Annotated in this window: 10 protein-coding genes; 7 read left to right on the top strand and 3 right to left on the bottom strand. The window is 49.5% G+C overall.

Features of this window, described 5'->3' with window-relative positions; all coding sequences use genetic code 11:
* Positions 1–452: 452 nt before the first annotated feature.
* Both ACQSGY_RS29305 and ACQSGY_RS29300 read right to left on the bottom strand, forming a co-directional pair.
* Positions 453–3,275, bottom strand: a complete 2,823-nt coding sequence (locus tag ACQSGY_RS29305; RefSeq protein WP_427182096.1) for a DUF5689 domain-containing protein — start codon at positions 3,273–3,275, stop codon at positions 453–455.
* A 183-nt stretch (positions 3,276–3,458) separates the two neighbouring features.
* Positions 3,459–3,935, bottom strand: a complete 477-nt coding sequence (locus ACQSGY_RS29300) for an RNA polymerase sigma factor (RefSeq protein ID WP_427182095.1) — start codon at positions 3,933–3,935, stop codon at positions 3,459–3,461.
* Between the two features lie 210 nt (positions 3,936–4,145).
* Between ACQSGY_RS29300 and ACQSGY_RS29295 the strand changes: the two genes are divergently transcribed.
* From ACQSGY_RS29295 to ACQSGY_RS29265, 7 genes are all read left to right on the top strand, one after another.
* On the top strand, positions 4,146–4,859 hold the full coding sequence (locus tag ACQSGY_RS29295; RefSeq protein ID WP_110898261.1) for a response regulator transcription factor: 714 nt from the start codon (positions 4,146–4,148) through the stop codon (positions 4,857–4,859).
* The gene (locus tag ACQSGY_RS29290; RefSeq protein ID WP_184189264.1) at positions 4,856–6,322 is read left to right on the top strand and encodes a sensor histidine kinase; all 1,467 of its coding nucleotides are present in this window, start codon (positions 4,856–4,858) and stop codon (positions 6,320–6,322) included. The genes ACQSGY_RS29295 and ACQSGY_RS29290 overlap by 4 nt, the downstream gene beginning before the upstream one ends.
* Positions 6,319–7,476: a hypothetical protein gene (locus tag ACQSGY_RS29285; protein WP_427182092.1), complete on the top strand. Its 1,158-nt coding sequence runs from the start codon at positions 6,319–6,321 to the stop codon at positions 7,474–7,476. Before ACQSGY_RS29290 ends, ACQSGY_RS29285 begins: the two co-directional genes overlap by 4 nt.
* 237 nt (positions 7,477–7,713) lie before the next feature.
* On the top strand, positions 7,714–8,397 hold the full coding sequence (locus ACQSGY_RS29280) for an ABC transporter ATP-binding protein (RefSeq protein WP_145403616.1): 684 nt from the start codon (positions 7,714–7,716) through the stop codon (positions 8,395–8,397).
* A 23-nt stretch (positions 8,398–8,420) separates the two neighbouring features.
* Positions 8,421–9,788 carry an ABC transporter permease gene (locus ACQSGY_RS29275; RefSeq protein WP_427182090.1) on the top strand — a complete coding sequence of 456 codons (1,368 nt, stop codon included), beginning with the start codon at positions 8,421–8,423 and terminating at the stop codon, positions 9,786–9,788.
* A 71-nt stretch (positions 9,789–9,859) separates the two neighbouring features.
* A complete protein-coding gene (locus ACQSGY_RS29270) occupies positions 9,860–10,936 on the top strand; it encodes an efflux RND transporter periplasmic adaptor subunit (RefSeq protein ID WP_427182089.1) in 1,077 nt (358 codons plus the stop codon).
* Positions 10,937–11,589: 653 nt separating this feature from the next.
* A complete protein-coding gene (locus tag ACQSGY_RS29265; protein WP_427182087.1) occupies positions 11,590–14,031 on the top strand; it encodes a glycoside hydrolase family 6 protein in 2,442 nt (813 codons plus the stop codon).
* Between the two features lie 139 nt (positions 14,032–14,170).
* On the opposite strand, the gene ACQSGY_RS29260 is transcribed toward ACQSGY_RS29265, so the two are convergent.
* On the bottom strand, positions 14,171–14,998 hold the full coding sequence (locus ACQSGY_RS29260; protein ID WP_427182085.1) for an HAD-IIB family hydrolase: 828 nt from the start codon (positions 14,996–14,998) through the stop codon (positions 14,171–14,173).
* Between the last annotated feature and the right edge of the window lie 36 nt (positions 14,999–15,034).

Here is a 15,034-nt window from a genome sequence, read left to right as displayed (position 1 = left end):
CAGTTTGCGTCCCAGTTTGCGTCCCAGTTTGCGTCCCAGTTTGCGTCCCAGTTTGCGTCCCAGTTTGCGTCCCAGTTCGCGTCCCAGTTCGCGTCCCAGCTCGCGTCCCAGTTCGCGTCGCAGTTCGCGTCCCAGTTCGCGTCGCAGTTCGCGTCCCAGCTCGCGTCCCAGCTCGCGTCGCAGTTCGCGTCGCAGTTCGTGTCGCAGTTCGCGTCCCAGTTCGCGTCGCAGTTCGCGTCCCAGCTCGCGTCCCAGTTCGCGTCGCAGTTCGCGTCGCAGTTCGCGTCGCAGTTCGCGTCCCAGTTCGCGTCGCAGCTCGCGTTCCAGCTTGCGTCCCAGGGGTGCCTGGTTTACACAGCTGATTCTGCTCTTTTACTACTGCTGTTACTTCCGTTATCCTGGCGTTTACCTTTAATCCTACGTTTACTTCTGATTCTTGCGTTACTTTTAAACTAGCTCGCGAGTGGCAAAGCTCCTTTGCTTACCTGAACCGTAATCGTTTCCGTACTGGTCACACCTGCAGCATTCACAAGCTCCGCACGGTACGTGTACGTTCCGTTGGCACGACCGCTCAGGTCGGTTTTTGCCATTTGTGCAGAAGGCGTAGCGGCAGTCAACGATTGCGTGTCGATCAATACATCATTTTCATACAGGCGATACTCGGTTCCATTGGTGCCCCACCAGAGGTTCATCGTTACGGTGTAGTCACCATCGCCATCCCAGTTGTTCTGAGACAGAACGGCTTTACCTGGAGCGGCATGCGCAATTTTAACGGTCAGCTCGTCACTGCGAGTAGCCCCTTTGGCGTTGATCAGCTCGGCAACATAGGTGTAGGTTCCGTTCCCCTTGCCGGTAATCGCTGTTTTCGCAAACTGTGCAGATGGGGAAGCTGCCGTTAATTTTTGCGTATCCACGAGCACGCCGTTCTCGTAAAGCTTGTACTCAGTGGCATTTTCGCCCCACCACAGATTCATGCTTACGGTGTAGGAGCCATCGGACAATCCGCTCGCATATCCGTTATCGGACGAAAGCACCGGTTTACCCGGTGCTCCTTCAGCTGGAGTGGAAGGCCCTTCGCCTCCACCTTGCTCTTCCGCAGCTGCAATATCATCGAGGCTTCTAGGCTTCAATTGATATACGTCTTTGAAAATCGCTGCAATGCCCGTGATATCAAGCTTGTCACCAGCAGCATAAGGGAAGCTGGTCTCACTTACACCTGTTCGTGTATCCACGCGGACATGCGTGCTTGTGCCTTCCTCGGCTACCGCATCGAATTCAAATGAACCGGCAGGCGTGGCGCTAATGATGTTCTGAACCGTCACGTTTTTCAATTGAACAAGCTGCCCCTGATTGGCATCGCTGATCGTGGTAACGAGAGCCGGAGCCGGGACAGGAGCAGTCCCGGTTTTCTCAATCGCAACCACATCCGTTAACTCGAATTCACTGTTATAGATTGTTGTTGGTGCAGTCACTTTCACTTTGTCGCCCACAGTGAAGCCGCTGGTGTTCTGGAACACATAGATTCCTGCGGTGTCATCCTGAAGATAGAAGGCTTGCCCGCCAAATAAACCCGGCTTGCTTGTGACCACACCTTCCACCGTTACCGTTGTGCCCACTGCCTTAGTACGTGCTTCAGCAACCGTAATCGCTGCCGGAATCGGTCCTTCTTCCTCTGGCAGCGGCTGTGCAGGCACGTTGGCAATGCTCACAGCATTCGTGATCAGGTTGCTGCCGTTTAGGCGCAGACGCAGGCTGGCATTGCCGTTTGTTCCCGGCTTGATGCGTACATTCAAGTCTTTGATCGCACGACCTTTGCTATCCGATGTTACGCTGAACGCTGCGCTGTATCCGTATGAGCTAGGCCATGTACCATTTTCATTCTGAATCATGGCTACCTGTGTCCCGCCAGTCAGATAGATTCCGGCGCTATAACCGGAAACCGTTGTATTAGGGGCCATATTTTCAACAACGACACGAATCTGGAAGTCTTCTGCGTTAGGCAGCGTATCCTGCTTCACGAAGCTGTATGCCGCGTTCGCACTCGATGCAGGACCCCCATAAGAGCCTGGCTTGAACGTGGAGCGGTCATACCATTTGTATCCGGCAGCAGGTGCAGCCCAAGGCTCGGCTTGCGGCTCGGTGGAAGCGGCAGGCTCCTCAAATGGCAGCAGTGCTGTCGCTGTATCCAATGTAAGGCCGCTTACTTCGGACAGTTTAGTGTAGTTTTCTTGTGTAGCGAGCCAGTTTACCGTATTGACGAGCAGCACAGCATCATCGACCTCTTTGAAGCCGTCATACGTCGTTTTACGTGTGCCCGTCTCTTCGCGCAAATATTTCGGTGAGGCGTCTTCCACCGGGGAGGAATCTCCGATGAAGGCAGCTTTACCCGCACCCAGCTTGGATACAGCCACATAAGGACCTTCTTCGATGCCGCCGCCATTGTATACGCCTTGGTCTACAGCGTTATTCCATTTGGCGTTGGTTTTGGGCAGGTACACGATGCCCTTCGCTTTCTCCGGGTCTGTGATGGCCAGTGTGGAGCCTGCATGCATGGCTACAGCAGATACACCTTCGGTGATGCCAAAGGCTTGATCCGCTGGCACAATAATGTTCGCATTGATGTCACCAAGGGCGTTATAGCGGAATCGAACACCGAAGTTATCGGACAGCCAGTCCGAGCTGGTGATATTTTGCATCGCTTCGGAGCTGCGTTCGTCAGTGCTCATACCTTTGGCCGGGTCTTCGTATGCCCCGCGGCGGTATCCGTTGATGACCTCGGAGCCATCCCAGCGGTTTTTGTTACGGTCGGCATTGTAGTGATCTCCAATAAAGAAGATACTGCCGCCGGATTCCACATATTGTTTCAAAGCGGCCTGTTCGGACGTTTTGAACGGAATTTGAGGTTCGGCAATAACGAATACGTTATAATCTTTCAGATCATCATAGGTAAAAGGTGTCGTTTTGCGCAGTTCCTTTACATAATAACCGTCATTGGCCAAAGCGTTCCCGAAATCGGAGAAGCCGCCATCAATGACCCAATCTGCTGCGCCGGCTGTCTGTCCGTGCGAGTTGTCAAACAGAACCTTTTTGCCAGCATTTTCATTAACGACCTTGGCTTGAATGAATGGAGCCGGATCTGTCGGTCCTTCCGCATGAACCGCAGCATCTCCGTTCCATAATCCGACCTGAAGCGGCAAAGCCATAGACAATGCCAGGAGTGATTTTAACCAGACTCCCCGCAAACGTGTCAATTTACCCAACCAAATCCCTCCCATATATTAGCTGATTCATAAGTTCGTCCATATTCTACCACATGAAAATCTGACATAGTCATAACAAAATGTAAAATTTAGAATTAACTTTGTAAAATTAGGTATTTGGTCTTGTGAATAGGCAATTGGGATTATTGAGTGACAGGGGACTGCAGGGGGCGGCGAAAATAAAAGAAAAAGCCATCTCTACGAGATGACTTTGGCACGAATGCGATTGACGGCATGAAAGACGGACGATTTGATCATGCCCTCACTGCGATTGACAATCTCTGCGGTTTCTTTGATCGAATATCCGTGGATCAGGCGCAGCTCCAGAATTTTGCGATGCTCGGTGTTGTTAATATGGGAGACAATCTCGTCAACCCCTTCGTTAATCTCCATCTGATGTGTATCCACATGATATGTAGGGATTTCAAGCCGGCTGTCACGCCGCAGGGTGCGGGTACGTCTGCGAAAGCTGTCCATAGCCAGGTTGCGTGCTATGCGTTTCAGATAATATAGAATTCGATCGTCAGGCACAGGTGAAGCCACGTTCATCAGGCGAATAAAGCATTCCTGTGTCAAGTCCTCTGCGTCCTGTGGTTGTTTCAGGATTTGAGATAGATACCTGGTGATTTCTGATTTATAGTTGATATAAGCATCATTGATCTGTGAGTGGTTCATAAGATGTGAATCCCCCTTGGACATGGATCAAGCCTTGATTCCGGTCGGTTTGATGTTCGTTAATGCCAGTATAGCGGGAGGTTGTTTCCAAAAGGTTCAGAGTTGTATCGGAGTTGTAACATTTCTTGATTTCCTCTGTTCAAGCAGACACCTTGGGATACAAAATATAGGCAGATGAAATTCATAGAGCAGGGAGATTACGAATGTATTATGAGACCAAAAGAGATATTAATTATCGAGGATGAAGAATCCATTCGAGATATTTTGTCCTATTCACTCCGTAAGGAAGGCTTTGAGATCAAGGAGGCGGCTTCGGGCAGGGAAGGATTGAATCTGCTGCGGGAGTTCAAGCCCGATCTGATTCTGCTGGATTTGATGCTGCCGGACATGAGCGGATTTGATGTGTGCAGACAGCTGTCTGTGAATTCCAAAATTCCCGTCATCATGATTACGGCGAAGTCGGATATGCTGGACAAGGTGCTTGGCATGGAGCTGGGTGCTGACGATTATATTACCAAGCCTTTTGACATCCGCGAGGTGGTTGCGCGCATACGTGCGATTTTCCGCCGGATCGACCTGATCAGTGAAACGCTGGAGAACCAGTCTTATGAGGTGGTCAGACTGGGCAAACATATCGAAATACGCAAGGATGAGCGCGAGGTATGGAAGGATGGCGAACGGGCAGGACTCACCAACAAGGAGTATGATCTGTTGCTTTTCCTCGTGAACCACCATCGCAAGGTACATACACGTTCGGAGCTGCTGGACAAGGTGTGGGGATTTGATTTTGCAGGGGATACCCGGACCGTGGACATCCACGTGCAGCGCATTCGCAAAAAGCTGGATAGCGGCGACCAGGGCATATCGATGATAGAAACGGTGTTTGGCGTAGGCTACAAGCTGAATATTCAGGTGCAGACATGAAATGGACGATCCAGTTCAAAATGGTCGTGCTGTTCTCGGTAATCGTGTTTATTGGCTTCTCGGCCCTGCTGATTCTGTCTAACAAGGTTGCCCAGGAGAATATGTACCGTGAAGTGCGCGAGGATATGGTGCAGTCCAAAAAAAATCTGGATATCGCTCTGAATCAATATTTTCTCATCCATAACAAACGCATCAGCAAAGGCTCGCTGGAGGCTGGCAGCCGGGAGCTGGAGGAGCAGATCGGCTCGGCGGTTGGCGGTGAAATCACTCTCTATCGTCCAGATGCTTCAAAGTACGGCTCCAGCACGAGTGAAAGCAAGCTGGCGAAGCAGACGGCTTTACCCGATCTCAGAGAAGCCATGCAATCCCGGATTGCATATACAACGATGGTGGATCAAGGGCGAGTCATGGCGAGCCTATCGTTTCCAATTCAGAGTGACCAGCAGCTGGTGGGCATTGTGCAGCTTGAGAAGGATTATACCGACCTGTATCGGCGCAATTTGCGTTTTCAGGATACGATCAAGCTGTTCGCAGCAGCTATATTTGTGTTTGTTTTTATTGCCTCGATCTTTATTTCCCGGAAAATTACTCAGCCAATCCGCGTGCTCACGAAACGTTCTGCTGAAGTGGCCCAAGGCAGTCTGAATGCCGATATTCAGATCGCCACGAAGGACGAGATCGGGGAGCTGGCTGCGAGCTTTACGGTCATGATTGACCGGGTACGGGAGCAGATTGATGTCATTGAGCGAGAACGGGACGAAGTGAAGCAAGTCCAGGCACGCAGCAAGGTTTTTTTTGACAATGTGACGCATGAATTAAAAACACCATTGACGACCATTCTGGGCTATGCACAGATTTTGCGGGATAACGGCTTTACGGACAGGGACTTTTTCGACAAAGGCATGAATTATATCATTAAGGAAACCCGCCGTCTCAACACGATGGTTGCGGATATTCTGGAGGTTTCGGTATCCTCGGCAGTCATTGAGAACTATCGCTTCGCACGGGTGGATGTATCCGAGATTATTCGGGAAGCGTGTGAGGACATGTCGATCAAGGCAGGCAAGTACAATATCGGCATCCATTATGAGCTTGAGGAAGAGCTGTATGTGCAGGGGGACCGGGACAAGCTGAAGGAGGTCTTCCTGAACGTGCTGGATAACTCGGTCAAGTACAGTGATGTGAATTCGATTATTGAGGTGCAGTCCAGCCGTGAACAGGAGTCCATCGCAATTATGATCCGGGATCAGGGAGAGGGAATCAGTGCGGAAGCGCTGAATTATGTATTTGAACCTTTTTATCAAGAGAAGGGTGTTAATCGAATAGAGAAGGGCAGTGCAGGTCTGGGACTGTCGATTGTGAAAAACATCGTGGAGCGTCATGGAGGAACTGTAGATATGAAAAGTATCATGCGCGAAGGAACTCAAGTCCATATCCGTCTGCCGGGGGAAAGAAATACATGAAACGTACCGGCTTTTGGCGTCAACATCGCGACAAGCTGATGCTTTCGGGGCTGCTTATCGCCTTTGTTGGCGGGATATTCGGAATCGGCAGTCTGTTCAGCATCGGTCAGCTTAAACCGCGCACCGTGATTTTGCCTGACAAGCAATTCAACAGTCAGCTGGCTCCGCCAGCAAGCAGCACAATCCAGATCGAGTCGGCGACTAAAATTCCGAATGACTTTGCCATCTATGATTTTGATATCAAGGATCGGAATTCGATTGTCGTCAACAGCCCGGAGCGCTCATATTCGGGACTTCGATTATTACTTCTGCATCTGAATGATAATCAGGTGAAGGATATCGCGGGCAATACCGATTATGGCGTTGTATTCAACGCCGATCGAACGAAGCTGATGTATTCACAGTATCGTTCAGGGCAGGTACAGCCCACAACCTTTGTGTACGACATGACGAGTGGTGAGCGGACCAAGCTGGGCAAAGAGAACTCATTCTATCGACGGTTTGTTGGCAATAATATATCGATCAGCCATGATGAACGAGGGTTTATTGAAACCAATCTGAAAACCGGGAAGGAGCAGCTTCTCTTCACGGACAAAGCAATGCTGAATAAAGTGGGTGTTGAAACACCTGAGGGAAAATCAGGTTATACTTACATTGTGATTGACGCTTTTGAAATTAGTCAGAATCTGAAACAGGCTTACGTGCTGGTCATGCATGAAAATGATTATGCCGTGTACCGTGTCTCATTGGAGAAGAACCCGGAAGTGTCACTTTATGTGCGAGCCAAGGGGATACAGCAGTATAGGGTGCTAAAGAATGGAGATATGGTCTTTCTGGGAGAAGTGGACAAGGTTCAGGGACTGTACCGTTATCAAGCGAAAGAAAACAAGCTGAATTTACTGGCTGAGGGAGCGTTCTGGAATTTTGATCTGAGCGCAGATGAATCGCGGATTGCTTACGTGAATACGACGGAGAACCAGAAGAACGAGCTGCATATCGCTTTCCTGAATGATCAAAGTCTGGCGTCTGATACGGTGTTATACCGCAATATCGACAATTTTATCAAGCTGAAGTGGTTGGAGGAAGAGCTGTTTTTTGTAAGCAGCTCCACCAAAAAGAGCGAGTTGTATCGTTTTAGCTTCAGAGCATGGTAGGGTGGTTCCAGGATCACTGCTGCATGGAAACTACAGATCAGTGGATAATACAAGCTATTCGAATAAAATAGAGGCCCTGCAGTCAAGCGTTATGCGTTTGGCTGCAGGGCTTTTTTGTGCCGACTTGTTACAAGTTGGATACAACTTCGTCCAGCCATGTTACATCTGCACACTATAATGAAGAGAATGTTACATGGATATACATAATCAGGAAAATAGAAAGGAAGACAAGCACGAATGCTTCATGTAGAACATGTATCCCATGCCTTCCGCAATGCACAAGGGGTGGTTCCTGTATTGCAAGATATTAACCTGACGATTCAGGAAGGCCAGATGGTTGCCTTGCTGGGCAGCTCAGGTTCGGGTAAATCAACGCTGTTAAATCTGATGGCAGGCTTAATGAAGCCAACCGAAGGGAAGATCTGGATTGCCGGACAGGATATCGTACGTTTCAGCGAGAATCGTCTGGCCGAGTTTCGGCGCAGTCATATTGGCTTTATTTTTCAATCCTACGAGCTGTTATCCAATCTGACGATCCGGGAAAATGTTGAGCTGCCCTTGGTGTTTATGGGGGTCAGACCGTCCAAACGTAAAGAAAAGGCACTTCGCCTTCTGGAGCAGGTTGGACTGGGCGAGAAGGCGGGGCTGTTTCCTTCCCAGCTGTCTGGCGGCCAGCAGCAGCGGGTCAGCATCGCACGCTCGCTCATCACCGAGCCTTCGGTGATCTTCGCGGATGAACCGACAGGCAATCTGGATACAGAAACAGAGGAAGAGATTATCGCTATTTTGCAGCAGCTGAACCGGGAGATGAAGACCACGTTTGTCATCGTGACCCACGAAGCGGAGGTTGCGGAGCAGATGCAGGTTGTGCTGACCCTGCAGCAGGGAAAGCTGGTCGAGCAGCAGGCTCAGAGCGTATAAGACAGAGCAGAAGGAGAGGAACAGTGAAAATACGGGATGTCGTGCGCATGGCCTGGGGACAGATCATTCGCCGTAAAATGGTTACATTGCTGTGTATGATCGGTCTGTCGATCGGATCAGCAGCGATGATTATTGCACTTAGTGTAGGGCAGTCGGTTCAGACATACAGCGAAAACACGCTGAACGCAAACTATAAAATGGATGAAATTACGATCAGCCCGAATGAGGGAATCAAAACGGGAAATGGCAGCGGAGGCGGTCAGACCAAGTTCGAGCGCGGCGCGCTAACGATGGAGAAAATCCGGATTATTCAGCGCCTTCCACATGTCGTTGCTGTTGCTCCCATGTTGAAGCTGGATATGCTCGATATGGTGCTTCCCGATGGTCGTAGCACCTATGTGGAAGTGATCGGAACCGAGATGCAGACGTTACATGGGTTCGGATTCCGCTATGCGCAAGGGAATGGAGCAGGGAATGGACGGATAGCTGTGGTGAACTACGGAGCGACTTATGGATTTATAGATCAAAAGGTGACCCAGAAGCTATTTGATCAGCTGAATGCCGATCCCTATAACAATGATCTCCTGCAGCAATACAACGAGATGATGGGCAAGCAGGATCAGCTGATGCAGCAGCGTGTTGTATTCCGTTATCAGGATTTCTCCAATGCAAGCAAGACCAAAATGAGCGGATCGATCCGTGTATCGGGTGAGCTGATAAAGCCTTCAGCTATGGATGATATGAGCGCGCAAGGCGACAAAAAGGTGTACATACCGCTGGATACGGCGCGTGCTTTACAGGATGAGCTGGGACTACAGCAGGCTGACGGCTCTGCTCTTCAACGTCTCAATTCAGCGTTGGTCAAGGTGGATAACAAAAGTCATGTAGCGCAGGTGGAAGAGCAGATTCAAAAGCTGACGCTAAACACGCAAAGCAATCTGTTTCAGGAGGAAGCGATGGCTGGTCAGCTGGCTATGTATCAGAAAGCAGCGATAGGCATTGGCGGTTTTATTATGGTGCTGGCCTCGTTGTCCATCATTGTAGCCATGATTATGTCTACCCATCAGCGGCGCAAGCAGATCGGAGTCATGAAGGTATTGGGCGCCAATCTGTGGCAGATACGCCAGATGTTCATTGCGGAGGCTGCCATGCTGGGACTGATGGGCGGTGTAGCGGGTGTAGGTATTGCATATGCAGCTCTGGATGGGGTGAACCGCCTGCTTGCCAGTCAGATGGCTGATCAGACGGGTGGACCGATGACAGTAATCATTCAGCAGTCGGCGCTGCCGCTCGGGATCGTGTTTGCGGTGCTTGTGGGTGTGGTGTCGGGGATCTATCCGGCGATAAGTGCATCCCGAACCAACGCGCTGAGCGTCATTAAATCCATGTGACGTCAAGGGACGAGCAGAGTCACCAGTTTATTTTTCAGAGTCAAACTTATCAGTGAAAGGGAATATAGAGCATGAAGAAATGGATCGGCATCATCATTACGATTGTACTTATGGCGGGGGCAGGATACTGGGCGTATGAGAAGTACAAACCCAAGCCAGAGGCTCCTATCGAGATTCCACCTCCTATTACATTTGATGTGACGCAGGAGACGATGACACAAACGATACTCGTTAAGGGCAAATCGGTGTATACCGAGCAGGCGGATGTGTTCGCTCCGTATGCTTCCAGCATCAAACAGTGGCATGTCAAGACCGGTGATCAGGTGAAAAAAGGGGATATTCTGTTCACGCTGGATACGTCTGCATTACAGACGGAATTGGACCAGATGCAGAGTGATCTGGACAAAGCGAAGCTGGATGTAGAGATGAATCAGATCAGCATTGATCAGGCTGGCATGACCGAAACGCTTGGTGTGACGGAGGAGGAGCGCAAGAAGGCTTTTGCAGATCGGGAAAGCAAACGTCTGGCCAACGAGCTGAGTCAGAAGGCGCTGGTGCTCAAGGAGAAAGAAATCCGCAAGAAACAGGACATGATGAGCAAAGCAGTGGTATACGCAGCAAGCTCCGGGGTTTTTCAGATGAATGAGGGAGACAGCAAAACCCGGGCCGTTACGGAAGGGCAGCTCATAGGAACCATTACCAATACGGGTAAAATGAAATTTCTAACCATTGTTGGTGAAGAAGAGATGTTCAGACTCAGGGCGGGAATGCCCGTGCAGGTACGGATGAGTGCTCAGAAGGATCTGAAATTTACGGGAACGGTGAGCAAGGTATCGAAGTTCGCCCGCAAAAGCTCGGATACCGATCTGAAGCAGGCTTCGCAGTTTGATGTTGTCATTGATCTGAAGCCGGATGCCCGGATGTATGGCGGTGTCAGTCTGGAAGGAGATATTGAAACGATGCGCAAGGACAAGGTAACGGCAGTATCCAGCCTGGCCATTATGCGTGATCAGCCCGAGCCTTATGTGTTACTGGATAAAGGGAATGGGCATACCGAGCAAGTGAACGTGAAGACAGGGATGGAGTCAGGTGACAAAACAGAGGTTGTGAGCGGCCTGAAGCCGGGCGATGTCGTGGTTATTCCATAGAATGAGACGCATAAAGGAAGAAGAGAGGATGGCATGAAGGTGTAAGAGTAGATGGTATGAAATCTATCTTTCGGAATTTTCCTTGTACGATATAAGGCTCATTGTGGTTTTCAGCCGTAATGGGCTTTTTTTGTTATAACAGGTTATGTCAAAATCCTGCTTCAAATGTGGAAAAAAATATAATTAATTTTATATAATTCAATTTACAGGTAATATTTACATGTCGTATAATCACACTATAAAGGAGGTGAGCAGGTAGTCGAATCACCGTGAGGTGATTTTTAACAAAGTAATATTGGTAAGCGCTTACGGTAACATCGAAAGTAACAGTGACACAAGTCATCGCTTCACTAGGTTGGACCCTTCACTCCTGGCTCCTTGGAATTTGAATTCAGCTACACCCACACCCACCACGTTGTACTCTTATGGCTTTGCACTCTCATGTTTTGACCCCCACACACTCACACAGCAATTCTACTGGATACCCTTGACGGATTGTTTATTTTGGCTTTTGCACTTTATTTTTATTTTTCGTATGGAGGTGAACGAGACGCCCATAGGTCTGAAGCTCTTTGTGCCATGCATCCTGCTTACACACAGAGGAACAGCGGACACGAGTCCAATTCAATCTTATATAAGGGAAAGGTGGAACTATGAAGACAACATTGAAGACTAAATCGAAAGGCAAGAAGTTGCTGCGTAAAGGTGTAAAACAAATGATGGCAGCTGCCTTGCTGGCAGCAGGAATCTTTCCGGGCATGTCTCCAGGCGTGTCGCAGGCAGCTGAAGCGCATGTGAATAATCCTTTTGTCGGTGCAACGGCTTACCTCAATGAGGATTACTCTGCGCTTGTGGATACTTCCATTGCTCTTACCAGTGATGCCAAGCTGAAAGCACAGATGGAGACGGTAAAATCCTATCCAACAGCGGTATGGATTGACCGGATTGCTGCCATCTATGGCGGAGCCGAGAACGCTGGCCGCAAGAGCGTGGAAGAGCATCTTGATGCTGTGCTTGCCCAGAAGAAGCCAGGCGTACCGATTACGGCGTCCTTCGTTATTTACAATTTGCCAGGCCGGGATTGTCACGCCCTCGCATCTAACGGGGAGCTTCCTTTAACACAGGCCGCATTGCAGACATATAAAACGGATTATATTGACGTTATTGCCGATATTTTTGCCGATCCGAAATATCAGGACATCCGGATTATCGCCATCATTGAACCGGATAGTCTGCCGAACCTGGTAACCAACCTCAGCACACCAGCTTGTGGTCAAGCCGCTTCAACAGGTATATATGAGGCTGGAATAAAGTATGCACTGGACAAGCTGCACGCCATTCCGAATGTATACAACTACCTGGATATCGGTCACTCCGGCTGGCTTGGATGGGATAACAACCGCTCAGGTGCGGTTGCACTGTATACCGATGTGGTAGGCGGAACGTTGGGTGGACTGAGCAGTGCAGATGGATTCATTACAAATACGGCCAATACAACACCGTTGTCCGAGCCAAACCTGTCCAACCCGGACCTGAATATTGGCGGACAGCCGATTCGCTCGGCCAAGTTCTATGAATGGAATCCGTACTTTGACGAAACTGATTTTACAGCTGCGCTGTATGCTGATTTTGTACAGGCAGGATGGCCTGCCAGCACCGGTTTCCTCATTGATACCAGCCGTAACGGATGGGGCGGGGTGAATCGTCCTTCCACAGCTACGGGCAACAACATCAATGATTATGTGAACTCCGGTCGTGTCGATCGCCGGGAGCACCGGGGCAACTGGTGTAACGCAAGTGGAGCAGGTATCGGTGAAGCACCGAAGGCAGCTCCAGGACCTGCGCATCTGGATGCTTATGTATGGGTAAAACCACCTGGTGAATCCGATGGCTCCAGCTCCGAAATTCCGAACAATGAAGGTAAAGGCTTCGACCGGATGTGTGATCCAACGTATACAACGAAGGATGGCGTGCTCACAGGTGCAATGCCTAACGCACCGGTATCCGGACACTGGTTCCATGATCAGTTTGTACAGCTGGTGAAAAACTCCTTCCCTGTACTGCCTGAGAGCAGCGGAGGCAATCCTCCAGGTGGAAACACAGCTCCGGCAGCACCTGCTTCTGTAACAGCTGCTGCCGGTAATGCTCAAGTGACCTTGTCATGGGCAGCTTCATCCGGTGCGACAAGTTATAGTGTGAAGCGTGCACTGAGTGCCAGCGGTCCATTTGTGACGGTTGCAGCCAATGTTAGCGGAACAACTTACACCAATACGGGTCTGATCAACGGAACAACGTATTATTATGTCGTGACAGCCAGCAATGCAGCAGGTGAAAGTGTGAATTCGTCAGCTGTTATGGCAACACCAGCAGCAGGTGCAACGGCTCCGGCAGCACCTACGGCATTAACAGCAACTCCTGGCAATGCACAGGTAAGTCTGTCGTGGACAGCTTCAGCCGGTGCGACCAGCTATAATGTGAAACGTGCACTGAGCGCAGCAGGTCCGTTTGTGAATGTTGCTTCGAATGTGACTGCAACATCATATATCGATACTTCCCTGACAAATGGTACAACCTATTATTATGTGGTGAGTGCGGTGAACGCAGCTGGACAAAGCGCCAACTCGGCTGCTGTGTCTGCAACCCCGGCAGGTGTCGTTGTTCCGACAAGTGATCTGGTACTGCAATACCGTGCAGGAGATAGCAATGCAACGGACAACCAGATCAAACCTTTCTTCAACATCAAAAACCTGGGCAGCACCGCAGTTAATCTCAGTGATCTGAAAATTCGTTATTATTTCTCCAAAGAAGGCACAGCGGCACTGGATTCTGCGATTGACTGGGCCGTTGTTGGCGGGGCCAACATCGTTCGTACCTTTGGAGACGGATATGTGGAGCTGAGCTTTACTTCCGGCGCGGGCAGCATTCCTGCTGGCGGGCAGTCCGGCGACATCCAGCTTCGCATCTACAAAACAGACTGGTCCAACTTTGACGAGAGCAATGACTACTCCTATGATCCTACCAAAACATCCTATCAGGATTGGGACAAAGTCACGCTCTATCAAGGTGGCAGCCTTGTATGGGGAATTGAACCGTAATATACCCATCGTTGTTAATGCTTGGTCATTAAGCAAGGATGAGCAGCAAGGATAAACATTCCGCTGTTAACCATAAAGTACCGCCACCTTCTCCTTCTGGAAAAGCGGCGGTACTTTATGTTTTCTGGCTGCGAATTTGTTACCCCTGAAAGAACTGTCTGCATACATGTAAAATTCCTTTAGCGTAGGGATAAGGGGCGATGGATTTATGGCATGATTTTGCTTCGGCTGTGGCATTCTGGAGAAGATAACCGTGAGCTGCCGTCTGGAGCATTTCAATATCATTCCCGCTGTCACCAAAGGCAAGTGTATTAGTGGGGGGGACCTGATTATACTGCATCAGGAATTGAACCGCTGCTTTTTTTCCCGTCCCTGCCGGGATAAAATCGACATCATAGGCACCCGCGGGGTCGCCTGCTTTGGGATTGCATTGATTGATGTTGTTTCCGATTCCTGAACGGGAAGCCAGATGTTTAATTACAGGCAGATCATATTGGGTTTTGACTGTGGATTCTGCATAATAGTAGTAGTTCATTTTATATCCGGATTGCCCAAATTGTGTTTGTTCATGGAGAACAATATTGTAGATTTGTTTCAGTTCTGCGATCAGGTTTTCGACTTCTCCGCGGGAATATCCGGAGCTTTGAATCTTTTGCTGCCAGGAAGGAATTGCAGTCCATGTTCCATCTGAAGAGAGCTCCCACAGATCTGTACCCAGATTGCTCGCAATAAAATGGGGGAGATGTGTCATGCCGGCCATTTTCATTTTAGTCTGAATCTGCTTTATACTGCTTCCGGTAATCCAGGCTGTCTTTATTTGATGGCTTAATGTCAATGTCTTCAAATATTGTTCCAGTTCGTATACGCTCTCCAGCTGTTCCGGCAAACATTCATGAGGGAAATACGTTTCATCAAAATCAAACAATATCAGATATTGGGTCTTAACCGGGATGTGTATCGTTTCCATCTGTGTCATACCTCCTAAGGTTAGTTACCTGTATCT

The sequence above is a fragment of the Paenibacillus sp. TC-CSREp1 genome (genome assembly GCF_050171015.1).
Taxonomy (GTDB): domain Bacteria; phylum Bacillota; class Bacilli; order Paenibacillales; family Paenibacillaceae; genus Paenibacillus; species Paenibacillus silvae.
The sequence above is the reverse complement of the archived record's forward strand: the minus strand, read 5'-3'. Positions and strand labels throughout refer to the sequence as shown.

Excerpts from the sequence above, each read along its gene's own strand:
- ACQSGY_RS29305 (WP_427182096.1), bottom strand. The coding sequence starts at position 3,275 with ATGGGAGGGATTTGGTTGGGTAAATTGACACGTTTGCGGGGAGTCTGG.
- ACQSGY_RS29300 (WP_427182095.1), bottom strand. The coding sequence starts at position 3,935 with ATGAACCACTCACAGATCAATGATGCTTATATCAACTATAAATCAGAA.
- ACQSGY_RS29295 (WP_110898261.1), top strand. The coding sequence starts at position 4,146 with ATGAGACCAAAAGAGATATTAATTATCGAGGATGAAGAATCCATTCGA.
- ACQSGY_RS29290 (WP_184189264.1), top strand. The coding sequence starts at position 4,856 with ATGAAATGGACGATCCAGTTCAAAATGGTCGTGCTGTTCTCGGTAATC.
- ACQSGY_RS29285 (WP_427182092.1), top strand. The coding sequence starts at position 6,319 with ATGAAACGTACCGGCTTTTGGCGTCAACATCGCGACAAGCTGATGCTT.
- ACQSGY_RS29280 (WP_145403616.1), top strand. The coding sequence starts at position 7,714 with ATGCTTCATGTAGAACATGTATCCCATGCCTTCCGCAATGCACAAGGG.
- ACQSGY_RS29270 (WP_427182089.1), top strand. The coding sequence starts at position 9,860 with ATGAAGAAATGGATCGGCATCATCATTACGATTGTACTTATGGCGGGG.
- ACQSGY_RS29265 (WP_427182087.1), top strand. The coding sequence starts at position 11,590 with ATGAAGACAACATTGAAGACTAAATCGAAAGGCAAGAAGTTGCTGCGT.
- ACQSGY_RS29260 (WP_427182085.1), bottom strand. The coding sequence starts at position 14,998 with ATGGAAACGATACACATCCCGGTTAAGACCCAATATCTGATATTGTTT.